Source organism: Williamsia sterculiae, from assembly GCF_900156495.1.
Taxonomy (GTDB): domain Bacteria; phylum Actinomycetota; class Actinomycetes; order Mycobacteriales; family Mycobacteriaceae; genus Williamsia_B; species Williamsia_B sterculiae.
The window spans coordinates 137,885-160,795 of the sequence record NZ_FTNT01000010.1 but is presented as its reverse complement, the minus strand read 5'-3'; the positions used below and the strand labels follow the sequence as shown (position 1 = coordinate 160,795).

At 67.0% G+C, this 22,911-nt stretch carries 24 protein-coding genes; 15 read left to right on the top strand and 9 right to left on the bottom strand.

Translation table 11 applies throughout. The features are described 5' to 3' along the window. Position 1 precedes the first annotated feature (1 nt). The gene (locus tag BW971_RS21540) at positions 2-943 is read right to left on the bottom strand and encodes a serine hydrolase (RefSeq protein ID WP_159441875.1); all 942 of its coding nucleotides are present in this window, start codon (positions 941-943) and stop codon (positions 2-4) included. Positions 944-1,061: 118 nt separating this feature from the next. Here BW971_RS21540 and BW971_RS16155 point away from each other — a divergent pair, with 118 nt between their 5' ends. The 3 genes from BW971_RS16155 to BW971_RS16145 all read left to right on the top strand — a co-directional run bounded on the left by BW971_RS16155 (position 1,062) and on the right by BW971_RS16145 (position 3,532). Next, positions 1,062-2,075 carry an esterase/lipase family protein gene (locus BW971_RS16155; RefSeq protein WP_234974433.1) on the top strand — a complete coding sequence of 338 codons (1,014 nt, stop codon included), beginning with the start codon at positions 1,062-1,064 and terminating at the stop codon, positions 2,073-2,075. Positions 2,076-2,094: 19 nt separating this feature from the next. Continuing rightward, positions 2,095-3,027 carry an esterase/lipase family protein gene (locus BW971_RS16150; RefSeq protein WP_076481572.1) on the top strand — a complete coding sequence of 311 codons (933 nt, stop codon included), beginning with the start codon at positions 2,095-2,097 and terminating at the stop codon, positions 3,025-3,027. Between the two features lie 67 nt (positions 3,028-3,094). After that, positions 3,095-3,532 (top strand): OsmC family peroxiredoxin, encoded by a 438-nt coding sequence (locus BW971_RS16145; RefSeq protein WP_076481570.1) that lies wholly within the window; start codon positions 3,095-3,097, stop codon positions 3,530-3,532. A 33-nt stretch (positions 3,533-3,565) separates the two neighbouring features. On the opposite strand, the gene BW971_RS16140 is transcribed toward BW971_RS16145, so the two are convergent. After that, positions 3,566-4,402 carry an alpha/beta fold hydrolase gene (locus tag BW971_RS16140; protein WP_076481568.1) on the bottom strand — a complete coding sequence of 279 codons (837 nt, stop codon included), beginning with the start codon at positions 4,400-4,402 and terminating at the stop codon, positions 3,566-3,568. Positions 4,403-4,461: 59 nt separating this feature from the next. On the opposite strand from BW971_RS16140, the gene BW971_RS16135 reads away from it, so the two are divergent. Continuing rightward, positions 4,462-5,070 carry a TetR/AcrR family transcriptional regulator gene (locus BW971_RS16135; protein ID WP_076481565.1) on the top strand — a complete coding sequence of 203 codons (609 nt, stop codon included), beginning with the start codon at positions 4,462-4,464 and terminating at the stop codon, positions 5,068-5,070. Here BW971_RS16135 and BW971_RS16130 read toward each other — a convergent pair whose 3' ends face one another. Next, positions 5,071-5,922: an SDR family oxidoreductase gene (locus BW971_RS16130; RefSeq protein ID WP_076481563.1), complete on the bottom strand. Its 852-nt coding sequence runs from the start codon at positions 5,920-5,922 to the stop codon at positions 5,071-5,073. It abuts the gene before it with no gap. A gap of 116 nt (positions 5,923-6,038) precedes the next feature. Here BW971_RS16130 and BW971_RS16125 point away from each other — a divergent pair, with 116 nt between their 5' ends. Beyond that, on the top strand, positions 6,039-6,431 hold the full coding sequence (locus BW971_RS16125) for a winged helix-turn-helix transcriptional regulator (protein WP_076481561.1): 393 nt from the start codon (positions 6,039-6,041) through the stop codon (positions 6,429-6,431). Between the two features lie 271 nt (positions 6,432-6,702). Further along, positions 6,703-9,240, top strand: coding sequence for an ATP-dependent Clp protease ATP-binding subunit (locus BW971_RS16120; RefSeq protein ID WP_076481557.1), 2,538 nt, complete (start codon positions 6,703-6,705; stop codon positions 9,238-9,240). A gap of 70 nt (positions 9,241-9,310) precedes the next feature. On the opposite strand, the gene BW971_RS16115 is transcribed toward BW971_RS16120, so the two are convergent. Continuing rightward, positions 9,311-9,823 carry a VOC family protein gene (locus tag BW971_RS16115; RefSeq protein ID WP_076481555.1) on the bottom strand — a complete coding sequence of 171 codons (513 nt, stop codon included), beginning with the start codon at positions 9,821-9,823 and terminating at the stop codon, positions 9,311-9,313. A 69-nt stretch (positions 9,824-9,892) separates the two neighbouring features. Here BW971_RS16115 and BW971_RS16110 point away from each other — a divergent pair, with 69 nt between their 5' ends. After that, a complete protein-coding gene (locus BW971_RS16110; RefSeq protein ID WP_076481553.1) occupies positions 9,893-10,681 on the top strand; it encodes a helix-turn-helix transcriptional regulator in 789 nt (262 codons plus the stop codon). 12 nt (positions 10,682-10,693) lie between these two features. On the opposite strand, the gene BW971_RS16105 is transcribed toward BW971_RS16110, so the two are convergent. Together BW971_RS16105 and BW971_RS16100 are read right to left on the bottom strand one after the other, a co-directional pair. After that, entirely contained in the window at positions 10,694-11,269 is a 576-nt protein-coding gene (locus tag BW971_RS16105; protein WP_076481551.1) for a dihydrofolate reductase family protein, read from the bottom strand. A gap of 22 nt (positions 11,270-11,291) precedes the next feature. Continuing rightward, positions 11,292-12,332 (bottom strand): helix-turn-helix transcriptional regulator, encoded by a 1,041-nt coding sequence (locus tag BW971_RS16100; RefSeq protein ID WP_083710147.1) that lies wholly within the window; start codon positions 12,330-12,332, stop codon positions 11,292-11,294. 110 nt (positions 12,333-12,442) lie between these two features. Between BW971_RS16100 and BW971_RS16095 the strand changes: the two genes are divergently transcribed. Together BW971_RS16095 and BW971_RS16090 are read left to right on the top strand one after the other, a co-directional pair. Next, entirely contained in the window at positions 12,443-13,246 is an 804-nt protein-coding gene (locus BW971_RS16095) for a hemerythrin domain-containing protein (RefSeq protein ID WP_083710145.1), read from the top strand. A gap of 42 nt (positions 13,247-13,288) precedes the next feature. Then, the gene (locus tag BW971_RS16090; protein WP_076481549.1) at positions 13,289-13,684 is read left to right on the top strand and encodes a YybH family protein; all 396 of its coding nucleotides are present in this window, start codon (positions 13,289-13,291) and stop codon (positions 13,682-13,684) included. Positions 13,685-13,696: 12 nt separating this feature from the next. Here the strand turns inward: BW971_RS16090 and BW971_RS16085 are convergent, their stop codons facing one another. Next, entirely contained in the window at positions 13,697-15,493 is a 1,797-nt protein-coding gene (locus tag BW971_RS16085) for an acyl-CoA dehydrogenase (RefSeq protein ID WP_076481547.1), read from the bottom strand. Between the two features lie 147 nt (positions 15,494-15,640). Between BW971_RS16085 and BW971_RS16080 the strand changes: the two genes are divergently transcribed. From BW971_RS16080 to BW971_RS16070, 3 genes are read left to right on the top strand one after another with little or no spacing between them, the layout of a single operon-like run. Next, on the top strand, positions 15,641-16,774 hold the full coding sequence (locus BW971_RS16080) for an NAD(P)/FAD-dependent oxidoreductase (protein ID WP_407701230.1): 1,134 nt from the start codon (positions 15,641-15,643) through the stop codon (positions 16,772-16,774). Next, the gene (locus tag BW971_RS16075; RefSeq protein WP_076481545.1) at positions 16,753-17,652 is read left to right on the top strand and encodes an RNA polymerase sigma-70 factor; all 900 of its coding nucleotides are present in this window, start codon (positions 16,753-16,755) and stop codon (positions 17,650-17,652) included. Before BW971_RS16080 ends, BW971_RS16075 begins: the two co-directional genes overlap by 22 nt. Before the next feature lie 12 nt (positions 17,653-17,664). Beyond that, positions 17,665-18,024: a WHG domain-containing protein gene (locus BW971_RS16070; RefSeq protein WP_076481543.1), complete on the top strand. Its 360-nt coding sequence runs from the start codon at positions 17,665-17,667 to the stop codon at positions 18,022-18,024. Here the strand turns inward: BW971_RS16070 and BW971_RS16065 are convergent. Continuing rightward, positions 18,008-19,555, bottom strand: a complete 1,548-nt coding sequence (locus tag BW971_RS16065; protein WP_076481732.1) for a flavin-containing monooxygenase — start codon at positions 19,553-19,555, stop codon at positions 18,008-18,010. The two genes, BW971_RS16070 and BW971_RS16065, sit on opposite strands and share 17 nt — an antisense overlap. A gap of 105 nt (positions 19,556-19,660) precedes the next feature. Further along, entirely contained in the window at positions 19,661-20,266 is a 606-nt protein-coding gene (locus tag BW971_RS16060; RefSeq protein ID WP_076481541.1) for a TIGR03086 family metal-binding protein, read from the bottom strand. A 91-nt stretch (positions 20,267-20,357) separates the two neighbouring features. On the opposite strand from BW971_RS16060, the gene BW971_RS16055 reads away from it, so the two are divergent. The 3 genes from BW971_RS16055 to BW971_RS16045 all read left to right on the top strand — a co-directional run bounded on the left by BW971_RS16055 (position 20,358) and on the right by BW971_RS16045 (position 22,909). Further along, on the top strand, positions 20,358-21,275 hold the full coding sequence (locus BW971_RS16055; RefSeq protein WP_076481538.1) for a helix-turn-helix transcriptional regulator: 918 nt from the start codon (positions 20,358-20,360) through the stop codon (positions 21,273-21,275). 12 nt (positions 21,276-21,287) lie between these two features. Beyond that, on the top strand, positions 21,288-22,082 hold the full coding sequence (locus BW971_RS16050) for a crotonase/enoyl-CoA hydratase family protein (RefSeq protein WP_076481536.1): 795 nt from the start codon (positions 21,288-21,290) through the stop codon (positions 22,080-22,082). Positions 22,083-22,225: 143 nt separating this feature from the next. Next, on the top strand, positions 22,226-22,909 hold the full coding sequence (locus tag BW971_RS16045) for a hemerythrin domain-containing protein (protein WP_076481533.1): 684 nt from the start codon (positions 22,226-22,228) through the stop codon (positions 22,907-22,909). Positions 22,910-22,911: the final 2 nt, after the last annotated feature.

Here is a 22,911-nt window from a genome sequence, read left to right as displayed (position 1 = left end):
GTCAGTTCGGCGCGCCGTGGGCGACCACGTTGGTGCCCGCGTTGATCAGGCCCTGGACGGTCGGCAGTCCGGGGATCGCGGGGATGGCGAACGGGGTGTCGTCCTGCACGTACCCGCGCGGGAAGAGGGTGTGGACCACGTCGTCGATCGTCTGCCGGGTGTGCTCGTCACCCGCCGATGCCGACTCGGTGGTCAGGACGGCGATCGCGTAGCGGCCGTCGGGATCGACGATCGCGGTGCTGTTGTGCACCCAGTCGCCGCTGTGGGCGATCATCCAGCCCTGTTTGACGCCCTTGACAGGAACCCTGGGCAACGCGTGCGGGACTCCGAACCGTTGGTTGTACCCGTCCGTGCCGGTGGACGTCGATGCCCGCAGGTTGGTCAGGATGGTCTGTCGCGCGGACCCGAACACCCCGCCCTGGCCGCCCATCAGCTTGTCGTAATAACCGACCAGGTCGGCCGCACTGGTACGGGTGTCCCACCACTCGCCGTCGCTCGGCGGTCGGGTGTCGGCCAGCCGATAGCGGGCGACCACGTGGTCGACGAGACTGCTCCTGCCGTAACGGTCCCAGAAGTACGTTGCCGCGGCGTCGTCGGAGGACCGCAGCATCAGGCCGAGCCGGGCGTTCTCGTCGCGGGAAAGCGTCAACTGCTTGCGTGACTGCCGGTACAGGAGGTCGTCGGCGATGAAGACCTTGACCACCGATGCCGTTTCGGCACCGGTGTGCGCGACCGCGCCGTTGTCGACGTACTGCCGGGTGACGCGGTCGAGGAAGGCGATCTGCACGTGGGCGCCCCGGGCCGTGGCCTGGGCCGTGGCCCGGTCGACGCGTCCGGCCAGCCCCGAGCGGGCGGCGTCGGCGGGGGCGGCGACGGCCCCGGTCACGGTTGCGACGGCGGCGCCGGCGGCGAGCGCGGCCACGGCACGTGTTCTGAACTTCACCCAGAGTCCTCCGAATTCGGCGTATCGAAAGGCGAAGTTAGCAAGGTGAACGAACCGGTCTCACCACCCACCCCGAATCGACACCGCCCCGATACCCGGACTCCACTACCCTGGGCCGGTGTCGACCAACACCTTGAGCCGACTGTTCGGTGATGCGATGACGGTGCCCCTGAAGGTGGGGAACATGTTGCGCAGCGGACGTTCGCACGATCACCTTGCCCCCGATCAGCCGTTGGAGAACCCCGCCGCGGCCGACAGTGCCCTCGCCCAGCAGCAGAAGATCGTCTACAACTTCTTCTCCGGTATCGCTCCGGAGATCGCGAACCCGGGTGGGGCGCTCCCCGGCGCCAACCGCTGGGACGACCCCCTCGACGCCGACCACCCGTATCCGGTGATCCTCATGCACGGCACCGGCGGTGGCGGACAGACCAACTGGGGCACCTACGTCCCGTTGCTGTTCAACGACGGATATTCGGTGTTCACCCTCACCTACGGTGCACTCAAACACCGGCCCTGGCCCATCAACGCCCTCGGCGGCATGGCGCCCATCGAGGACAGCGCCGCCGAGTTCGGCGAGTTCGTCGACAAGGTCCTCGATCGCACCGGCGCCACGCAGATCGACGTCGTCGGGCACTCGCAGGGAACGTTGGTGCCGAACTACTACGCCAAATTCCTCGGCGGGGCGCCCAACATCCGCAAGTACATCTCGTTGTCCCCGCTGTGGGAGGGCACGGGTGCCTTCGGTGTGGGAGTGCTCAAACAGGTCGACCTGCGCCTCGGCATCGACCCGTTGAAGATCCTGCCCTGTCGGGCGGCCGCACAGATGACCAAGGGATCGGAATTCATCGAGAAGCTGAACTCGGGTGGCACCCCGTATGTCGACGGCATCGAGTACACCAACATCTCGACCCGGTTCGACGAATTCGTCCGGCCCTACACCAGCGGTCAGGTGGAACCGTTGCCGGGACAGTCGGTGACCAACATCGTGGTCCAGGAGAACTGCGGACAGGATTTCAGCGATCACCTCGGCATCTGCGGCTCGCCCCGGGCCGCTCAACACGTGCTCAACGCGCTGGACCCGAAGGTCGCCGAACAGGTCCCGTGTTCCTTCGTCCCGCCGTTCTTCGGCTGATGAGCGACCGGCGGCAGAGATGAGGATCGGGATTCGCCCGCTGCTGACCGCGGTCGTCGCACTGTTGGTCTTCGGGATGTCGCCCTCCGCGGCGGGAGCAGAACCGATCGACTACGACTTCTTCGACGGCGTCCGTGCCGAGTTGGCGCATCCGGGCGGGTCGCTGCCCGGCACGAACGACGACCGCTGCCGTCCCGGCCGCGACCACCCGAACCCGGTGGTGTTGGTACACGGGACCGGCGGTAATCGGCAGACCAACTGGGCGACGATGGCCGCGGTGCTGCACCGGGCGGGGTACTGCGTCTACGCCCTGACCTACGGCACCCTGCCCGGCAGCACGTTTCCGGTCAGCGCCCTCGGGGGACTGACGCGTATGGAGGGCAGCGCCGCGCAGTTACGTGACGTCGTCGGACACGTGTTGCGGGTCACGGGTGCCCGCAGGGTCGATCTGGTCGGCCACTCCGAGGGCACGTTGATGCCCACCTGGTGGTTGAGGTATCTGGGTGGTGCGGGGCAGGTGGACCGTTACGTGTCGCTGGCGCCGTATTGGAAAGGTCAGGACAGCAGCGCCTGCAACCGCGCGGTCGACGTCATCCGCGCATTCGGTGGTGACCCGGAACGCCTGTGGCCGTACCCGGAATGCAATCAGGAGCAGTACGGGTCGTCGTTCATGCGCGCGATCAATGCCGGTGGCAGCCCCTATGTTCCGGGTATCACCTACACCAACGTGATGACCCGCGACGACGGCATCGTCGAGCCGTGGACCGACGGATATGTCCCCGGCCCGACGACGACGAACGTCGTGGTCCAGGACTCGTGCCGCATCGACCGTTCCGACCACCTGTCGATCGTCTCGTCACCGCGGACCGCGCAGATCGTGCTCAATGCGCTCGACCCGGATCATCGTCGGCCGGTTCCCTGTCTCCCGGTGGCACCGGGCCTCGGCGCGTAAGGTCGGCTGGGACACCGTCCGACGATGCGACGAGGTCGCCCTCCGCCGGTGAAAGGTGATTCCCACCATGCCCACTCGTACCGCACGTACCGCTTGGAACGGGACCCTGGAGAAGGGTTCGGGACAGGTGGAACTCACCAGTTCCGGCGCGGGCACTTTCGAGGTGTCCTTCCCCAAGCGCTCGGCCGAGAATGCCGATGGCACCACGAGCCCCGAGGAACTCATCGCCGCCGCCCACACGGCCTGCTATGCGATGCAGCTCTCCGCGCTGATCGGCCAGGCCGGCGGCACCCCCGAGAGCCTCGAGGTGTCGGCCAAGGTGGGTCTCGGACCGGACGACGTGGGCTTCAAGCTGACCGGGATCGAACTCGTCGTCCGTGGTGAGGTCTCCGGACTCGACGAGGAGGGTTTCCTGAAGGCCGCGCAGGACGCCAAGGAGACCTGCCCCGTCAGCAAGGCCCTCACCGGTGTCGACATCACACTCGACGCCGCCCTGGAGAAATAGTAAACAATCTGCCGGATCCGCTGATCGAGGCGGTCAGCGTCTGCCGATGGCCACGATCGCCTCGGCGAGTGCCGCCGGTCGGTCTTGCGACACGAATGTCCGCGACCCTTCGACCGGCACGAAGTCGGCGTCAGGGAAGCGGGCGGCGAGCCGCCGCCCCAGCGACGGGCGAAAGGCCTTGTCGGCCATCCCCCACACCACGGTCGCGGGCTTGGTGAATCCGGCCAGGGCTTCGGTCATCGGTGTCAGGGACTTCGAGTCGACCGTCGCCAGGAAGCGTGCGATGTCCGCGCGGACCTCCGCTGATCCGGCGGCCGGAGCCAGCCATGATGCCGTCAGCTCGGGCGGCGGATCGGTCACCAGCAGACCGAACCCGAGCGGGGAGTGGCGTATCGCCGCCGGCTTCATGGCGGCCAGCATCGGCTTGATCACCGCTTGCACCCGCAACACCGGGAAGATCGCATTGAACGGGAACGGGGGAAACTTCTCGAAGCAGTCGCAGTTGAGCAGCACCACCCGACCAACGGTGTCGCCGAACTCGTGCAGATAGAACTGGCACAACGCGCCACCGGTGTCGTTCCCGACGAGAGTGATGTCGTGGAGGTCCAGCGCCTCGACGATGTCGCGGATGAGCCGGGCCTGCCCGACGGGGGAGAGGTCGGCGTCGGGCATCGGGTGCCGGTGTGATCCGAGCGGCATGGTCGGCACGATGCTGCGGATCCCCTGCTCGGCGAGGATCTCGGTGACCGGATCCCAGAGGTGTCCGTCGACGAGCGCCCCGTGGATCAGCACCACCGGTGGCACCCCCGACTCCCGCGGGCCGACATCCTGGTAGTCGATCGTTCCTTGGGCGAGGGTCAGGGTAGGCATATGCGTACGATCCTCTCGTCAGTGACGTACACCTCGCATGAAAGTTACAAACAGACTGCATGAATGTCAACCGTCGAACCCAGGCCGAGCGCACCGCGGCGACCCGCGCGGCCCTGATCGCGTCGGGGCGGAAACTGTTCGGCACGCACGGCTACGCCGACGTCGGCACCCAGGCGGTCGTCGCGGATGCGGGAGTGACGCGCGGAGCGCTCTACCACCAGTTCGGCGACAAGCGCGGGCTGTTCACCGCGGTCTTCGACGCCGCGGAAGAACAACTGGTTGCGGATGTGGTTGCCCGGATGGCCGAAACAGGGGAAGCGGACCCGCTCCGGCTGCTGAAGCTGGGGATCCGGATCTTCCTCGAGGCGTTCACGGATTCGACCGTGAACATGATCGTCCTGGTCGACGCGCCTGCGGTGCTCGGATGGAAGGAATGGCGAGCCCGGGGTGAGCAGTACGGGTTCGCGATGGTGGAGGAGCTGCTCGAGGCCGCGGTCGACTCGGGTGCGGTCGCGGAACAGCCGCTGCGACCGCTGGCGCACATCGCCGTCGGTGCGCTGGACGAAGCGGCGCTGTACGTCTCGGGAGCCGACGACCCGGTCACCGCGCGCGACGACGTGACGCGTGCGCTCGACCGGGTCGTCGATTCCTTCGCTCTGGGCGGGTGACTACAGCGCGTCGCGCACCACGTCGGTGAACGACGTCGGTGTGCGTCCGATGAGGTCGGCGAGATCGGTCGACGCGGTGTCGAGGTCGCCGTGGCTCACGCCGGTGTCGCTGTCGGCCAGCATCGCGGCGAACGGAGTCGGGATACCGGCGTTCTCCAACGCCGTCACGTAGTCCTGCTCGGCGAGGTTCTCATAGCGGACCGGTGTGCCGGAGACCTCGGCGAATGTCGCGGCGATCTCGGAGTAGCTGAGGTGCTCGTCACCCGCGAGTTCGTAGACCCGTGGGGTGCCGTCGATCAGTGCTGCCGCCGCGGCGTCGGCATAGTCGGCGCGGGCTGCGGGGGCCAGCCGACCGTCATCTGCGGCGCCGATCAGTACCCCGCGCTCGATGACGTTCGGCAGGTCGCGGGTGAAGTTCTCCGAGTACCAGCCGTTGCGCAGCAGGACGGTGTCGACACCGCGGTCGGCGAGCAGGTTCTCGGTGGCCAGGTGTTCGGTGGCGAGTCCCAGTCCGCTGCGATCGGCCGCCAGGATCGAGGTGTAGCCGACCAGGCTCACGCCCGCCTTCTGTGCCGCGTCGATGACATTGGTGTGCTGCGGGATCCGGCGGCCCATCTCGTTTCCGGACACCAGCAGCAGCCGGTCGACACCGGCGAGTCCGTCGATCAGCGACTGCGGGTCGTCGTAGTGCGCGACCCGCACGGTCACGCCGGCCTCGCGGAGATCGCGGGCCTTGGCCTCGTCGCGCACCAACGCGACGACGTCGGCGGCGGCGACGCCGCGGGCGAGCAACGCTCGCACGGTCAGGGCGCCGAGCTGTCCGGTCGCTCCGGTCACTGCATAGGTGGTCATCGCATGTCCTCGATTCGGTCGATTCGCTTTTGCTGACGTTCGGTATAGCACTTACATTTCGTACAGTGCAAGCGGATTTGATTGCACATGTCGCTCGGGTTGCTACACTCGGCGTCATGACCAGGCCCGACCCCGAACTCGAACCGGATGTGTTCAGCCGCCGGTGCAACTCGCGGGACGTGTTGGCCAGCCTGACCACCCGCTGGGCCGTGCTCGCCCTGGTGGCCCTGGTGGACGGCGACTACCGCTTCAACGCGCTGCGCCGCCGCGTCGACGGCATCAGCGAGCGGATGTTGTCGCAGACGCTGCAGACCCTGGAGCGCGACGGCTTCGTCACCCGCACGGTCCTGCAGTCCATCCCGCCGCGCGTCGAGTACGCACTCACCGATCTGGGACGCCGCGTCGCGACGCTCATGGTCGCGTTGGTGGACGAGGTCGAAGAGGATCTGCCCGAGGTCTTGGCCGCCCGTGCGGCCCACGACGCCGAGCGCGGGGTCTCGGCCACCTGAGCGACACGTTCGCTGTGGGCGTACCGATTGGGGAAACACCCGATCGACCTGCAACGTTGGTGGAGTAGATTCCGATAACACCTCCGAACGGTTCGGATCAGCGGTGTCACATGTTCTGTGTCGCCGACAAGCGCCCACTACAGTGGACGTAAGGCTGCCGACGGGTGACGGGTACCCAAACCACGCCACCCTCGGCGGAGCCGGACAGGCCGAGACCGAGCTCTGCTGTGACGCCGTCTCGACCCTGACACCACGTACGTAAGGGAGAACAATGTTCGAACGGTTCACCGACCGCGCACGCCGGGTTGTCGTCCTCGCCCAGGAAGAAGCGCGGATGCTCAACCACAACTACATCGGCACCGAGCACATTTTGCTCGGACTCATCCACGAGGGTGAGGGTGTGGCGGCCAAGTCCCTCGAATCGCTCGGCATCTCGCTCGAAGGGGTACGCAGCCAGGTCGAGGAGATCATCGGACAGGGTCAGCAGGCCCCGTCCGGCCACATCCCGTTCACGCCGCGGGCCAAGAAGGTCCTCGAGCTGTCGCTGCGCGAGGCGCTGCAGCTCGGCCACAACTACATCGGCACCGAGCACATCCTGCTCGGGCTGATCCGTGAGGGCGAGGGCGTCGCCGCACAGGTGCTCGTGAAGCTCGGCGCCGATCTCAACCGGGTTCGTCAGCAGGTCATCCAGTTGCTGTCCGGATACCAGGGCAAGGAGCCGCAGGAGGCGGGCACCGGTGGACGCAGTTCCGAGTCCGGTACGCCGTCGACCTCCCTGGTCCTCGACCAGTTCGGCCGTAACCTGACCGCCGCGGCCGCCGACTCCAAACTCGACCCGGTGATCGGGCGCGAGAAGGAGATCGAGCGGGTCATGCAGGTGCTGAGCCGTCGTACCAAGAACAACCCGGTGCTCATCGGTGAGCCCGGCGTCGGCAAGACGGCCGTCGTCGAGGGACTCGCACAGGCCATCGTCGCCGGTAACGTCCCCGAGACGTTGAAGGACAAGCAGCTCTACACCCTCGACCTCGGGTCCCTGGTCGCAGGCAGCCGCTACCGCGGTGATTTCGAGGAGCGCCTGAAGAAGGTGCTCAAGGAGATCAACACCCGCGGGGACATCATCCTGTTCATCGATGAGTTGCACACCCTGGTCGGCGCGGGTGCCGCCGAGGGCGCGATCGACGCGGCGTCGATCCTCAAGCCGAAGCTGGCCCGCGGTGAGCTGCAGACCATCGGCGCGACCACCCTCGACGAGTACCGCAAGTACATCGAGAAGGACGCCGCCCTCGAACGCCGCTTCCAGCCGGTCCAGGTGGGCGAGCCGTCGGTGGAGCACACCATCGAGATCCTCAAGGGATTGCGCGATCGCTACGAGACCCACCATCGGGTGACCATCACCGACGGTGCGTTGGTGTCCGCCGCGTCGCTGGCCGATCGGTACATCAACGACCGGTTCCTGCCGGACAAGGCGATCGACCTGATCGACGAGGCCGGGGCCCGGATGCGGATCCGCCGGATGACCGCGCCGCCGGATCTGCGGGAGTTCGACGAGAAGATCTCCGATGCCCGCAAGGAGAAGGAATCGGCGATCGACGCCCAGGACTTCGAGAAGGCCGCGAGCCTGCGCGACAAGGAGAAGCAGCTCGTCGGCCAGCGTGCCGAGCGTGAGAAGCAGTGGCGCAGCGGCGACATGGACATCGTCGCGGAGGTCGACGACGAGCAGATCGCAGAGGTGCTGGGCAACTGGACCGGCATCCCGGTGTTCAAGCTCACCGAGGAGGAGACCACCCGCCTGCTGCGGATGGAAGACGAGCTGCACAAGCGGATCATCGGCCAGGAAGATGCCGTCAAGGCGGTCTCCAAGGCGATCCGTCGTACCCGTGCCGGTCTGAAGGATCCCAAGCGTCCGTCCGGGTCGTTCATCTTCGCCGGTCCGTCCGGCGTCGGTAAGACCGAGCTGTCGAAGGCGCTGGCGAACTTCCTGTTCGGAGACGACGACGCCCTGATCCAGATCGACATGGGCGAGTTCCACGACCGGTTCACCGCATCGCGGTTGTTCGGTGCCCCTCCTGGGTACGTCGGCTACGAAGAGGGCGGCCAGCTCACCGAGAAGGTGCGCCGGAAGCCGTTCTCGGTGGTTCTGTTCGACGAGATCGAGAAGGCCCACTCGGAGATCTACAACACCCTTCTGCAGGTCCTCGAGGACGGTCGTCTCACCGACGGTCAGGGCCGCACGGTCGACTTCAAGAACACGGTGCTGATCTTCACCTCGAACCTGGGCACCTCGGACATCTCGAAGGCCGTGGGGCTGGGCTTCAGCTCGGGTGACGGCAGCAACTCGAACTACGAGCGGATGAAGCTCAAGGTCAACGACGAGCTGAAGAAGCACTTCCGTCCCGAGTTCCTCAACCGCATCGACGACATCGTGGTCTTCCACCAGCTGACGCAGGAGGAGATCATCAAGATGGTCGACCTCATGCTGAACCGGGTGGAGGGGGCGCTGCGCAACAAGGACATGTCCATCGAGGTCACCGAGAAGGCCAAGCTGTTGCTGTCCAAGCGCGGCTTCGACCCGGTGCTCGGTGCCCGCCCGTTGCGTCGCACCATCCAGCGGGAGATCGAGGACCAGCTGTCCGAGAAGATCCTGTTCAACGAGATCACCCCGGGACAGATCGTCGTGGTCGACGTGGAGAACTGGGACGGTGAGGGCGACGGAGACGGCGCCACGTTCACCTTCAAGGGTGAGAGGAAGCCCGCCGAGCTGCCCGACGCTCCCGTCGAGCTGTCGAAAGCCGGTGGCGACGCCGAGTGACCTGACGGTCTGAGCATCGATCGAAGCGGGGCGTATCCACGACGGATGCGCCCCGCTTCGTCGTCGTGGATCATCCCTGCTGCTGCGCGGCCCACTCCGCCACCCGGCGGGAGCTCTCCTCCTCGGAGATGTCCTCGACGCGGGACATGACCGACCACCTGACCCCGAACGGGTCGCGGATGGAGGCGAAGCGATCACCGGAGACGAATGTGCTGACCGGTTCCCGGATCGAGGCGCCCGCCTTCTCGGCCCGGTCGACCGTGGTGTCGACGTCGGAGCAGTACAGGCCGATCGAGTAGCAGGCGCCGTCGCCGTCCGGTGCGGGCACCAGCCCGTAGTCGGGGTTGGGTTCACCGAGTTGCAGCAGTCCGTGACCGAAGTCGAGGACGGCGTGCGCGACCTGACCCCCCATCTCAGTGACGTCGACGACGCGAGCGCCGAACACCGAACGATAGAATTCGATGGCGTCGGCGGCGTGGGCGATCGCGAGGAACGAGGTCAGGCTGGTGGCGCCGTGCGGGATGCCATCGGTGGTGTGCTGACCGGTGACGCCGAGCTGGGGACTGTCCTGTGTGGTGTTCATGCGTCTCAACGTAGTTCCGGGCAGACCGCGTGAGCTTGAAGATTTGCGACGAATACAGCAGGGGGTCAGGTGACCGACACCGGTGATCCGCGAGGGGTGTTGTACCCGACCCGGTTGCCGACATTCCACCGCGAACCCGTCCCCGAGGAACTCTCCGACCGGATCCGGTGGTTCTGGATCCCGCGGTGGTCGCTGGCGGCGGGCCGGACATCACGGCAGGAGATCCTGCCGTTTCCCGCGTCGAACCTGGTGGTGCAGCGCGAAGAGGTGTCGCTGGCCGGCCCGACCACCGGCGCGTCCCACCGTGACCTGTCCGGAACCGGTTGGGCGGTGGGCGCATTGCTGCGACCGGCCGGAGTCGCGCGCCTGCACTCGAGTCCGGGTGACCTTGCCGGTGTGGAATCGGCCTATGCCGCGGCGGAGCTGCACGCCTCCGTGGTCGAGGCGATGAGCGATCGCGACGAGGACGCCGGTCGACGACGGGCCGTGAACGCCTTCGTCACCTGGGCGAAGGACCGTCTCGATGCGCCGGACGACGCCGGACTGATGGCCAATGCGATGGAGGACCTCATCGCCGGCGACCCGTCGATCACCCGCGTCGACCAGGTGGCCGACCGTCTGTCGATGTCGACGCGTGCCGTGCAGCGGTTGTCCCGCCGGTACGTGGGGTTGGCGCCGCTGGCGATCATTCGTCGCTACCGCCTGCAGGAGGCCGCGATGCGATTGCGGGAGGACCCGGCGACGACCATCGCGCAGATCGCCGCCGACCTCGGATACGCCGACCACGCCCATCTGACGACCGACTTCACGCGCGTGCTGGGCTACACGCCGACCTCGTATCGGCGCGAACCCGGTTGAGCGACGGATGCGTCAGTCCGGCCGATACGTCGCCAGCAGCACGCCGCTGTCGGTCGCGGCCGAATCGACGAGCCGCAGACGGTGCACGTCGTCGTCGGGACCGAACAGACGCCGTCCCGAACCGAGCACGATCGGGTGGATCATCAACAACATCTCATCGATGAGCTCGTGGGGTAGCAGCGATCGGATCAGGGCGCCGCTGCCCATGATGACCAGGTTGCCCCCGGGGCGGGCCCGCAGTGTGGCGACCTGCGACGGCACATCACCGGTGAGCAGAGTGGAGTTCGGCCACGGCAACTCGGCGTCGGGGTGTGAGGACACGACATACTTGGGCGTCCCGTTCAGCCCGTCCTTGAACGGGCCGCCGACGCTGTTCCAATGCGACAGCATTCCCTCGTAGCTGCGACGCCCGAACAGCCATGCGAAGCCATCGCCCATCCGCGCACCGATCGCCGCGCCCATCGCGGGGTCGTTCCCCGCCAATGCCCAACCGCCGTGTGCGAATCCGTCACGGGTGTCCTCCTGCGGGTTGCCGGGGCCCTGGAGCACTCCGTCGAGGGTGAGGTGATTGACGACCAGAACGCGCACGTCGGGTCCTCCTCCGAGTGAGTCAGCGGGACAGTGCGGCGATCATCTCGCGACGGCTGCCGACGCCGAGCTTGCGGAAGACCGACTTGAGATGATCCTGAACGGTGTAGGGCGACAGGAACAACGAATCCGCGATGGCCTTGGTCGAGGCGCCCTGCAGCACGAGCCGGACCACGTCGAGCTCGCGGGTGGTCAGACCCCGTGCCGCCAGTGCGAGTTCGCCGACCACCGTCGCAGACGCGGCGTCGATGGTGATCGCCACTGCGCGACCTGCGCCGCCGAGTGGCATCGCGCGCATGGTCAGCCACCCGCCCGAGAGTCCCAACACCCGGGTGGTCGCGGGCGCGCCGCTCGTCCGAGCCAACGCCGCCACCACGAGGACGTTGCCGGGCAGCGATCCGTGTTCCCATCCGCCGAGGTCGTCGATTCGTTCGTGTGCGGCGGTGGTCATGTCCGAGACGCGATCCTGGGCGTCGACGATCAGCACCGCGGCGGTGTCGTCGGGTGATCGGCTCCACGAGTTGGCCGCGAAGAGGGCGCTGCGGATGCGGTCGGCGACGACCGGGTGGATGCCGGCGAGCCGGGCGGCTTCCTCGCGGGTGAACGGTGCCTCGCCGTCCCCCCGATAGAGGGCGAGCGCACCCCACATCGTGTGCCCCGACAAGCAGGCAAGACGCAACTCGTCGGTGAAGCCGAAGCGCGGGGTCATGTAGTCGCGCAGTCGCCGACACTGCTGCGGTCGACCCTGGGTGTCCACCGACAGCGCGCCGACCGGAACGGGGCGACGGGCGATCTCGGCGAATTGGTTGACGTCGGGTGCTCCGTACTCGGTGGCCGCGAACTCCTCGTCCCCGATGGGTAACGGCGCCGACTTGAAGGCGCGGGTGATGAGCTCGGTCGACGGGTCGGTCGAGGCCATGCAGGCGAATGTGTGCGGGATGTCGACCGCGACGGCCCCGAACACTGTGTGAGCGAGCAGGTCGAGATCACCGATGCCGCGGGTGGCGGACTCGACCCGATCGGTCAGTGACCTGCGGCGTGATGCGACGACCATACGATCCATGATCGCGCACCTGCGCGCCCGGTGTGCGCGATTGTGTCCGCATCTCTGCCTGCAGAGATCCCAGATTCCTGGGATGGTGGTCGGTGCCGCGGCGATCGAGACTCGATGGCATGACCGAGAACAACATCACCACCGATCACCGGGCGACGGATCCTTTCGCCTCCCACCGTCATTCGCACACCTGCTGGTGGAACCACGAGACGGGACGATGGGTCTGCTCCCACGAGCGGTTCCGACCGGACCCCGTCGGGACCGATCAACCGCTGGTCGACACCCGCGACATGCTCGTGGTGCACACCGCCATGCTGCGGGAGTTCCGCCTCGCCCCCGACGCGGTGACTCGCACCTCGTCGGGCCATCGACGGCAGGCCGGACGCGTGGCCCGGCACATCGACTTCATCTGCGAGCTCTTGCATCACCACCACGCGGGTGAGGACGAACTGCTGTGGCCGAAACTGCGCGAGCGTACCCCGCGGGCCACCCACCGCGTCATCGACGACGTGGAGAGCCAGCATCACCAGATCGACGCCGGCCTGCACGCGGTGAGCGCCGCGACGTCGACCTGGGCGACGGAACCGTCCGCCGCACATCGTGACCACCTCGCCGCGAGCTTGACCAGCCTCCATGCGCTGCTGGCCGACCACCTCGACCTGGAGGAGCGTGCGCTGTTGCCGCTGGCGGCAGCCACCTTCCGTGACGACGAGTGGCACGCACTCGGTGAGGCGGCGGTGGCGAGCCTGCCGAAATCGCTACTGCCGCTCGTCTTCGGCATGTTCGCCTACGAGGGCGACGACGCGGTCCTGCGGGACATGCTGAGCTCCGCACCCGCCGTTCCACGCGCGGTGTTGCCACACATCGCACCACGCGTCTACGCCCGCCGGGCGCGACGCATCCACGGCACCAGCCGCCCCTGAGGCAGCACAACCCATCCAGTACGACGATCACCAGGAGACACCATGAGTGAGAACAGCACCAGCACCGGACCCGAGACCCTGAACGACCGATGGTGCGCGGCGTTCAACGCAGGCGACATCACCCGACTGATGACCATGTACGAGGAGGACGCGGTCATCGTGCCCGGACCCGGGGCCGACCCGGTGGTCGGGCACCAGGCGATCGAAACCGCCCTCCGCGGATTCGTCGCCATGGGCGGGACACTGCATTTCAGCCCACGACACTGGTTGGTGACCGGCGATCTCGCTCTCGGCAGCGCCGCCTTCGTGATGGACGGTGGTCATGACGCCGACGGCGTACCCGTCGGACTGCACGGTGTCACCGCCGAACTGGTCCGCCGTCAGACAGACGGCAGTTGGAAGTACGTCATCGACCACCCCTTCGGTGGTGCGGGCTGAGCGGCGCTCGCCTCAGAGCCAGGCGGGGTCCGCGTCCAGGGTCGTCCGGTCGAGTGAGGCCAGCAGGTCGAACTGGGCGGCGGTACGCGGAAGCTCGAAACGGAAGAAGTACTGCGCCGCCGCTCGTTTTCCGTCGTAGAAGTCGCCCACCGAATCGCCCACCGCGAGCAATTGCTCCAGCCACATCCAGGCGATCACCACGTGCCCCGCGGCTTCCAGGTAGACGGTGGAGTTGGCGAGCGCCAGCGCGGGGTCACCCGTGGCCCACAGAGAGGTGGTCACCTCCACGAGGCGATCGACCGCGCGGCGCAACGCGGTCGCGTACCCGGACAGTGCCGGTGCACCGCTCGACGCCGCCCGGTCGACGGTCGCAGTGATCGTCGTGACCACCAGTGCCAGGCCGGCACCACCCCGCATGATGACCTTGCGACCCAGCAGATCCAGGCCATGGATCCCGTGCGCACCCTCATGGATCGGATTCAGACGGTTGTCGCGATAGTACTGCTCGACGTCGAATTCCTTGGTGTAGCCGTACCCACCGTGCACCTGGATGGCGAGGTTGTTGGCCTCGAGGCACCACTGGGACGGCCAGCTCTTGGCGATGGGGGTGAGCACCTCGAGGAGGAGGTGGGCGTCGTCGCGATCGTCGCCCTCGCCGGTCTGTTCCTCATCCACCAACCTGGAGCAGTACAACCCCAGTGCGAGAGCGCCTTCCACATAGGACTTCTGCGCCAACAACATGCGTTTGACGTCTGGGTGTTCGATGATCGGTACCGGGGGAGCGCCGGGATCCTTGGCGTCGACCGGGCGCCCCTGCGCACGCACCTTGGCGTACTCCAGCGAGGCCAGGTAGCCGGCGTACCCGATCGACGTGGCCAGGAACCCCACTCCGATCCTTGCCTCGTTCATCATGTGGAACATGTACGACAGGCCCTGGTGTTCTTCGCCCACCAGATAGCCCACCGCCCCGGAACTTTCTGTGTCCGAGCTTCGTGCGACGCGATGCGTGCCGTCGCCGAAGTTCAGCAATGTGTTGGTGGTACCGCGGTTGCCCATCTTGTGGTTGAGACCAACCAGAGCGACGTCGTTGCGGGTGCCGTCGGTGAGGAACTTGGGGACGATGAACAGTGAGATGCCCTTGACGCCGGGCCCGCCGCCGGGCGCCTTGGCCAGCACCAGGTGCACGATGTTCTCCGAGAGTTCGTGCTCACCCGCCGAGATCCACATCTTGGTGCCGGTGATGCGGTAGCTGCCATCCGCTGTGGGCTTCGCGCGGGTGGTGATGTCGGCCAGCGACGACCCGGCCTGCGGTTCGGACAGACACATGGTGCCGAAGTACCGGCCGTCCAGGATCGGCCGCACCCAGGTGTCGATCTGCTCGTCGGTGCCGTACTCACACAACAGGTTCGCGTTGGCGACGCTCAGGAACGGGTAACTGGAGGTGGAAGCGTTGGCGGCTTGGAACCAGGCCATCGCCGCGCGGTTCACGGTGGTCGGCAGCTGCATACCACCCACCGCCTCGTCGAAGGGCCCGGCCGCGAGACCCGCCTTGCCGAACTCGGCCAGGGCGGTGCCCACCTCGTCGATCATCACCACCTTGCCGTCCTCGTCGACGTAGGGCTCGTGGTGATCGGCCTTCTTGTTGTGGGTGGCGAACAGTTTGGTCGCCATGTCGGCGCTGAGGTCGAGGATGGCGTCGAAGGTCTCGCGGGAATGGTCGGCGAACCGGTCTCGGGTGGTGAGTGCCGTCACGTCCAGCCACTCGTAGAGCAGGAAGTCGATGTCGCGGCGGGACAGCGGGGCGGCCATGGTGATCCTCGATCCGGATGCGCAGCAGGAAGAAACGAGCAGTCGCTTCACATCGAGCGTCAGCTCATCGTGCGGTACCGGCGAATGTACCCGGTGTGTCACACTCTGCCCGCGTCCGGTGTCTGGAGGGGTGAACTGGTGGACGACATCGAGGAAGGGCTCGACATGGATGCACATGTGGTGGTGATCGGCGGCGGCTACGCCGGGTGCATGGCGGCGAACCGATTGGCCGGAACGGTACGGGTGACCGTGATAAACGCCGACCCGCGGTTCGTCGAACGGATCCGTCTGCATCAGCTCGCGGCCGGCACCGGGTCGGCGACCAGGGAGTTCACCGAGGTGCTCAACTCGTCCGTTGCGGTGGTCACCGGCGCGGCACACCGTGTCGACGTCCTCGCACGGCGGGTACTGCTCGACGACGGTTCGGCAATCGCCTACGACCGCCTGGTCTATGCCGTGGGCAGCGGAGCCGGAAGACCCCGGATACGCGGGGCCGAGCATGTATACGGCGTCGGTGATCTGAATGAGGCGCGACGGTTGGCCGATCGGCTGCGGCAGCCCGCGGAGGCTGTGGTCGTGGTCGGGGGCGGACTGACCGGCGCCGAGACGGCCGCAGAAATCGCGGAGTCACGAACCGACCTCGCGGTGACGCTGGTGTGCGGCGGTGTGCTGACCCCGACGGCGGGCGACCGCGGTCGCCGCTCCATCGCCCGACGACTGCGCCGACTGGGGGTCGACGTCCGCGCGAACATCGGAGTGGTGGAGGTGAACAGGGAGAAGGTGATGCTGAGCGACGGCTCGGTCCTCCCGTCGGATGTCACGGTGTGGACCGCGGGATTCGGGGTGCCCACATTGGCTCGTGACAGCGGATTCACCACCGACCGCGACGGTCGTATGCGCGTCGACGAGACGCTGACCAGTGTCGATGATTCCAACGTGGTCGCCGCCGGTGACGCCGCTGCCGTCAGCGGACACGACCTCAGGATGAGTTGTCAGGCAGCCATGCCACTCGGTGCGCAGGCCGCGCGAACCGTGCTCGCGAGTCTGCGGGGCGCCCGGCCCGATCCGGTGGATCAGGGGTTCTCCGCGCAGTGCGTGGGACTCGGTCGTCACGGTGCGACGGTGGTGCGCACGAACCGCGCGGATGTGCCGAAGGGACTGTGGACCGCGGGGCGTGCGGGCGGGGTGGTGAAAGAGCAGGTGTGCCGGTACACGGTCTGGATGCTGGCCCTCGAAGCCCGACGCCCGGGGAGCTACCGGTGGCCGCGAGGGGAGCGGTGACCGATCACGCCGAGGTGTTCACCGGGCTACGCCCGCTGTTGTTCACCGTGGCCTACGAGATCACCGGCTCCGCGACCGATGCCGACGACATCCTGCAGGACAGTTACCTTCGGTGGGCTCAGGTCGATCTCGACGACGTCGAGAACCCGAAGTCGTATCTTGCCCAGGTGGTCACCCGGCAGTCGCTGAACGTCCTGCGCGCAGCCGGCCGCCGCCGCGAGGAGTACGTGGGCCCGTGGTTACCCGAGCCACTGTTGATCGACGAGTCGGACCCCGCCGACGACCTGGTCCTCAGTGAGTCGGTCTCGACGGCGATGATGGTGCTCCTGGAATCACTGGTACCCGATGAGCGTGCGATCTTCGTGTTGCGGGAGGTGTTCGGCTTTCCCCACGACGAGATCGCCGTGATGGTGGGGAAGAGTCCCGCCGCGGTGCGGCAGGCGGCGCGGCGAGCCAGGGAGCATGTGCAGTCGGGTCGGAAGCGATTCGTCCCGGCGGGAAGCGAGGTCGCAGCGGCGGCCTCGGCCCTCATCGCCACGGCGATCGGTGGTGATGTGCAGGGCGTCATGGATGCGATCGCGCCCGACGTGGTGCTGATGTCCGACGGTGGCGGAAAGGTGACCGCGGCTCGTCGTCCGATTCACGGAGCCGACAAGGTGGCGAGGTTCCTGGTGGGTATCAGCGCCCAGGCTGGTGAGGGCATGACCATCACGGCGGCTTCGGCGAACGGTTCGCCCGCCCTGGTGATCCGGTGGGAAGGAGTCGTCGGACTGGTCGCGGTGTTCGACTTCCTGGACGGCCTGGTGTCGGGAATCTATCTGCACGTCAATCCGGACAAACTGGTCGCCGCCGAATCGGTCCGTCGGATCGACCGTTGACCGTGCGAGTAGATGGCCAAGGCCGCTGAGCTGATCATCGCGACACCGGACAACGATGGCGGATCAGCTGTTCTCGTACGCTGCCATGTCCTCGTCCGTCGTGGGCAGCTCGACACGACACCAGAGTTGCAATCCGCATCGGATAGCGCGATGGCGCCGTTGACCGAGGCCGTCACCCGGGCGATCGGGAACGGTACGTTCCTGCCGGCGGAACCCACGATTATCGTCATCTCACTGTGGTCGACCGTGCACGGCCTGGCTCAACTGCTGCTGGCCGGATTGGTTCCGGCCGAAGCCGATCCCGCGCGCGCCGCGATGGCGACGCTGGACGGATGGCGAACCGGTGGTACCCCGATTAGCCCACGTCGCTGAGTTGGCGCGCCTCTGCGGTGTCGGTGGCCGTGTCGATCTTCTTCGGCTGCGCGGCAACGGTTCCGAATGACATCGACTCGGTCAGCGAGTCGCGTAGGAAATCGAGGTAGTCGAGGAAGTAGTTCTGGCGCACGACCCAGGGTTTCGCCACGCCCGACTTGGGCAACTGGTCGAGGGAACGCTGGATGTAACCCGACTGGAGGTTCAGCACCGGCTGTTCCTCGATTTCCTTGTCGCCGCGATCCGGATACGCGTGGGTGTAGCCGTTCTCGGTCATGTAGGCGAGCAGTCGCGCGACCGCCCGGGCCGTCAGATCGGCCTTCAGTGTCCACGAGGCATTCGTGTAACCGATGGTCCAGGCGATGTTGGGCAGTCCTTCGAGCATGTGACCCTTGTAGACGAACACGTCGTTCGGCTTGAGCGGTTGCCCATCCTTGTGGATGGTGATGCCGCCGAACGACTGCACCGACAGGCCCGTCGCAGTGATGAGGATGTCCGCATCCAGTTCACGCCCCGACGTCAGGGCGACACCGTTCTCGGTGATGTGGTCGATGTGGTCGGTGACCACCTCGGCCTTACCGGAGCGAATCGCCTTGAACAGATCGCCGTTGGGAACCACGCACAGACGCTGGTCCCAGGGGTTGTACTTGGGCTTGAAATGCACATCGATCTCGTAACCGGCGGGCAACTGCTTCTTGGTCACGGTCCGGATGATGCGCCGGGAGAGCTTGGGCGCACGCTGGCAGAACTGGTAGGTGCCCACCAGGATGGCGGCGTTGCGCCAACGGTTGACCGCGTGTGAGAGTTTTTGCGGCAACAGCTTCTGTGCGACGACGGTCAGCGGGTCGACCTTGGGGATCGACATGATGTACGTGGGAGAACGCTGCAACATCGTGACCGATGCGGCGTCGGGGGACATCGCGGGAACCAGCGTGACCGCGGTCGCGCCGCTGCCGATGATGACGACCTTCTTGTCGGCGTAGTCGAGATCCTCGGGCCAGCGCTGCGGGTGGACCACCGTGCCGCCGAAGTTCTCGATCCCCGGGAAGTCGGGGGAGTAGCCGCCGTCGTAGTCGTAATAGCCGGTGCAGAGGAACACGAAGCGCGCGCTGTAGGTCACCGGGGCGCCGTCGGTCACGGCTTCGACGGTCCACAGGTCGGTGGTCGAGTCCCAGTTCGCGCTGTTCACCTTGGTGCCGAAGACGATGTGGTCGGAGATCCCGAACGTGTCGGCGCTGTCGGCGATGTACTGCCGGATGTCGGCACCCTCGGCGATGGTCTGGTTCCCGTGCCACGGGCTGAACGGCAGGCTGAAGGTGAAGATGTCGCTGTCCGAGCGGATACCGGGGTAACGGAACAGATCCCAGGTACCGCCGACGCGTTCCCGTCGCTCGAGTAGAGAATAGGTCAGCCCCGGGCACGCCTCGTGTACGCGGTAGGCGGCGGCAACACCCGACAACCCCGCGCCGACGATCAGCACATCGCGCTCGATGATCGGTGCGGATGCCTCGTTGGGCGCAGCAGTGGTCACGGTGAACTTCCCCTCGCGGACGGCAGGTGTCGATCCACGGTAGAGCCGCCCACGAGACAGTGTCAACCACCACTGCGCCATTGGACAATGGCATGGTTTTGGGTATCACACCGACGCGGCCGCGCGTCGCCGTCCGAGCCACGGTTCGGTGTCCCGACCGGACCAGTTGGCCAACTGCTCGGTCGGATCCGCGTCCGGATGCGGCTCGACAACCGCGCCGAATGGGACCTCGGCGTCGGTGCGGATCTCCGGTGTGATGAAACTGCGGACCACGGCGAGCGTCGTCTCCGCGGCACTCGGGTCGGCCGACGCCGGCTGACCGGTCGCCACGGCGAGGTCCCACCCGTGGACCAGCGCCTCGTTGACATAGCCCCACAACGCGCCGCGGCCCGGGATGCGACCCCACGGAACCTGCATCATCGCATCGAGAGTGGCGTCGTCGGACCAGAGTTCGCGGGCGTGAGCGGCGGCGTCGGCATACGGCTGGGCCTTGTGTACTGCGGGGAAGGCGTCGACGGTGAACACATCGCGGCCGTCGGCGAGAGCCTCGGCCCGGCGCGCCGTCCCGACCAGGTGGCCGCAGAGCTGCGCGACCGTCCAGTCCGCGCACGGGGTCGGCAACGACAGCTGGTCGTCGCGTACGCCGCGGAGGACCGTCTCGGCCCATGCGGTGGCGGAGGTGAAGCTGGGGCGGGGGTCGGGGATGGACATGATGACTCCTTCGGGTCGGGTTCGGTGTCATCTGCCAGTCAAGACGCGATACACGACATCTACTGTCAGGTATTTCTGACAACATCGACGTATGCGCGCCGAGCGGCTCTTGTCCCTGCTCATGGTCCTGAGGTCGAGGGGTCGGATGACCGCTGCCGAACTCGCGGCCGAGTTGGGGGTCTCCGAACGGACCGTCCTCCGCGACATCGACGCGCTGTCACTGTCCGGGGTGCCGGTCTACTCCGAACGCGGCCGACACGGCGGCTTCGCGTTGGTTCCCGGGTACCGCACCGATCTGTCCGGCCTCACCCTCGGTGAGGCCATCGCGCTGCTGTCGGGTGCGGGACGCATCGACTCGACCGCGGCCGCGAGTGCCAAACGCAAGCTGGAGGCATCGCTGCCCGACGTTCATCGTGGTCAGGTCGCCGCGGCCGCCCAGCGGATCCTGGTGCGACCCGAGGGATTCGTGAGGGCTCCCGAACAGTTGGACGCACTCGCCCCGGTCCAGGAGGCGGGGTTCTCGGGCCGTCGGCTGCGGCTGATGTACCGGTCGCGTGGTGGTGACCCGACACCGCGCGTGCTCGACCCCATCGGGCTGGTGGTGGCCGGGGATGTCTGGTACCTGGTGGCCACCGTCGAGGGGGAGGAACGTATGTACCGCGTGTCGCGGATGAGTGAGGTGGAGGTGCTGGACGAGGTCGCGGAGCGTGACCCCAATGTCGACCTCGAGGAGGTGTGGCAACGACGTCGTCAGGCATTCCGCGCGGGTTTCGAATCACTCGAGGTGACGCTCGACTGTGCCGTTCACGACGTGGACTCGGTGGCCGGGCACGCCGATGTCGTCGAGTCCGCGCCGCTGAGAGACGGCGTGACCCGCGTGCGGTTGCGTTTCGGTGACCGCCGGCATGTGGTGCGATCGTTGTGGTCGTCGCGTTTCGACTGTGAGTTCGACGTCATCGAACCGACGTGGGTACGCGACGAGTTGCTGCTCCGGGCTCGGTCGGTCTGAGAGACTGCCCTCATGGCGGCTGACAGCGGAATCCCGGTGCGGTACGAGTTTGCCGACCACATCGCAGTCATCACCCTCGACCGGCCCGATGCGCTCAATGCGGTGAATTCCGCGTTGGCGGTGGGGCTGGGCAATGCGCTGGAGGCCGCCGCACAGGACATGGATGTCCGCGTGGTGGTGGTGACGGGCACCGGTCGCGCGTTCTGCGCCGGTGCGGACCTCAAGGCGTTGGCAGCAGGCGACCGCATCGACGACCCCGACCATCCCGAACGCGGATTTGCCGGGATCGTGCGGCACTGGATACCCAAGCCGGTGATCGCCGCGGTCAACGGCTTCGCGCTCGGTGGTGGCACCGAACTGGTCCTCGCCGCCGATCTGGCCGTCATCGACGAGACCGCATCGTTGGGCTTGCCGGAGGTACGACGCGGACTGATCGCCGCCGCAGGCGGATTGCTGCGGGTCCATCGTCAGGTGTCCCCGAAGGTGGCCAACGAGATAGCGCTGACCGGCCAACCGATCTCGGCGGTCCGCGCCCACGAACTCGGCCTGGTCAACCGGGTGGCCCGGCAGGGCACCGCCCTCGACACGGCACGTGAACTGGCCGCCACCATCGCTGCCAACGCTCCCGTGTCCGTCGCGCAGAGCAAGTGGCTGATGCACGAGACGGCCAAGGATGAGCAGGGGTGGGACGACCGGGCGTGGGAGCTGAACCAGGAAGCGCTGGTCAGGGTGTTGAGCAGTGCCGACGCCAGGGAAGGACCCCGGGCGTTCGCCGAGAAGCGGGAACCGCGATGGGAAGGTCGTTGACCGTCGACGGCTGACCGCGACCCGTGGGTGGTCCGACGCGAGTTCCCGGCATCCGAAGGTCGTTTGCAAGTCGTTCGCAAGTGCGTCCACGCAGGGTGGTCCCCACACACCACCGTGACGACCCACGACGAACGGAGCATCTCATGTCGACGACCACCGGCACCACGACCGCCACCCCCGACCTGCTGGGAATGCAGGTAGCCCACCGCGGGATGATCAGCGATTCCCGACGCTTCACCCAGATTCTGGCCGATGTCGAGAACGGCGCGCCGTGCTCGGTCCGCCGGGCCCGTGCCATCGGGGACTACCTGGCCGACTTCGCCGATTCGATCCATCACCATCACACCGTGGAGGACGACGTGCTGTGGCCGCTGATCCGCACCGAGGCCGGTGCTGCGGTGGATCTCCGCGAACTCGAGGACGACCACGCGGGCCTGGATCCGCTGCTCGACGCGCTGCGCGAGCAGTCGACGGCCTTCGTCGCGTCCGCGGACGTCGACGTCCGACGGGGTGCGGCCCCGCTTCGGAATACTCTCGACACCCTGCACCGGGTGTTGTCCGAGCACATCGCCGACGAGGAGCACGCGGTGTTCCCGATCATCACCGGGTATCTCAGCTGCGCACAGTGGAAGTCGGTGGAGGACTCGGCCAAGAAGGGGGGCAAGCTCGGCTTCGAGTTCCCCCGCTTCCTCGCCCACACCACCGAAGCCGAGCAGCAGCGCGTACTCGCCGACGGCGGGATCGGGTTGCGGATCCTGGTCCGCGTGGTGTTGGCGACCGCGGGCCGGTCCTACCGCAGGCGTGAGGCGGTCATCGCCGGACCGTGAAC

Bases quoted from the DNA above. Each gene is read 5' to 3' on its own strand.
- BW971_RS16050 (WP_076481536.1), top strand. From the start codon at position 21,288: ATGGCGGCTGACAGCGGAATCCCGGTGCGGTACGAGTTTGCCGACCAC.
- BW971_RS16120 (WP_076481557.1), top strand. From the start codon at position 6,703: ATGTTCGAACGGTTCACCGACCGCGCACGCCGGGTTGTCGTCCTCGCC.
- BW971_RS16095 (WP_083710145.1), top strand. From the start codon at position 12,443: ATGACCGAGAACAACATCACCACCGATCACCGGGCGACGGATCCTTTC.
- BW971_RS16135 (WP_076481565.1), top strand. From the start codon at position 4,462: ATGAATGTCAACCGTCGAACCCAGGCCGAGCGCACCGCGGCGACCCGC.
- BW971_RS16070 (WP_076481543.1), top strand. From the start codon at position 17,665: ATGGCCAAGGCCGCTGAGCTGATCATCGCGACACCGGACAACGATGGC.
- BW971_RS16125 (WP_076481561.1), top strand. From the start codon at position 6,039: ATGACCAGGCCCGACCCCGAACTCGAACCGGATGTGTTCAGCCGCCGG.
- BW971_RS16060 (WP_076481541.1), bottom strand. From the start codon at position 20,266: ATGTCCATCCCCGACCCCCGCCCCAGCTTCACCTCCGCCACCGCATGG.
- BW971_RS16100 (WP_083710147.1), bottom strand. From the start codon at position 12,332: ATGGATCGTATGGTCGTCGCATCACGCCGCAGGTCACTGACCGATCGG.
- BW971_RS16150 (WP_076481572.1), top strand. From the start codon at position 2,095: ATGAGGATCGGGATTCGCCCGCTGCTGACCGCGGTCGTCGCACTGTTG.
- BW971_RS16090 (WP_076481549.1), top strand. From the start codon at position 13,289: ATGAGTGAGAACAGCACCAGCACCGGACCCGAGACCCTGAACGACCGA.
- BW971_RS16085 (WP_076481547.1), bottom strand. From the start codon at position 15,493: ATGGCCGCCCCGCTGTCCCGCCGCGACATCGACTTCCTGCTCTACGAG.
- BW971_RS16115 (WP_076481555.1), bottom strand. From the start codon at position 9,823: ATGAACACCACACAGGACAGTCCCCAGCTCGGCGTCACCGGTCAGCAC.
- BW971_RS16055 (WP_076481538.1), top strand. From the start codon at position 20,358: ATGCGCGCCGAGCGGCTCTTGTCCCTGCTCATGGTCCTGAGGTCGAGG.
- BW971_RS16145 (WP_076481570.1), top strand. From the start codon at position 3,095: ATGCCCACTCGTACCGCACGTACCGCTTGGAACGGGACCCTGGAGAAG.
- BW971_RS16140 (WP_076481568.1), bottom strand. From the start codon at position 4,402: ATGCCTACCCTGACCCTCGCCCAAGGAACGATCGACTACCAGGATGTC.
- BW971_RS16130 (WP_076481563.1), bottom strand. From the start codon at position 5,922: ATGACCACCTATGCAGTGACCGGAGCGACCGGACAGCTCGGCGCCCTG.
- BW971_RS16045 (WP_076481533.1), top strand. From the start codon at position 22,226: ATGTCGACGACCACCGGCACCACGACCGCCACCCCCGACCTGCTGGGA.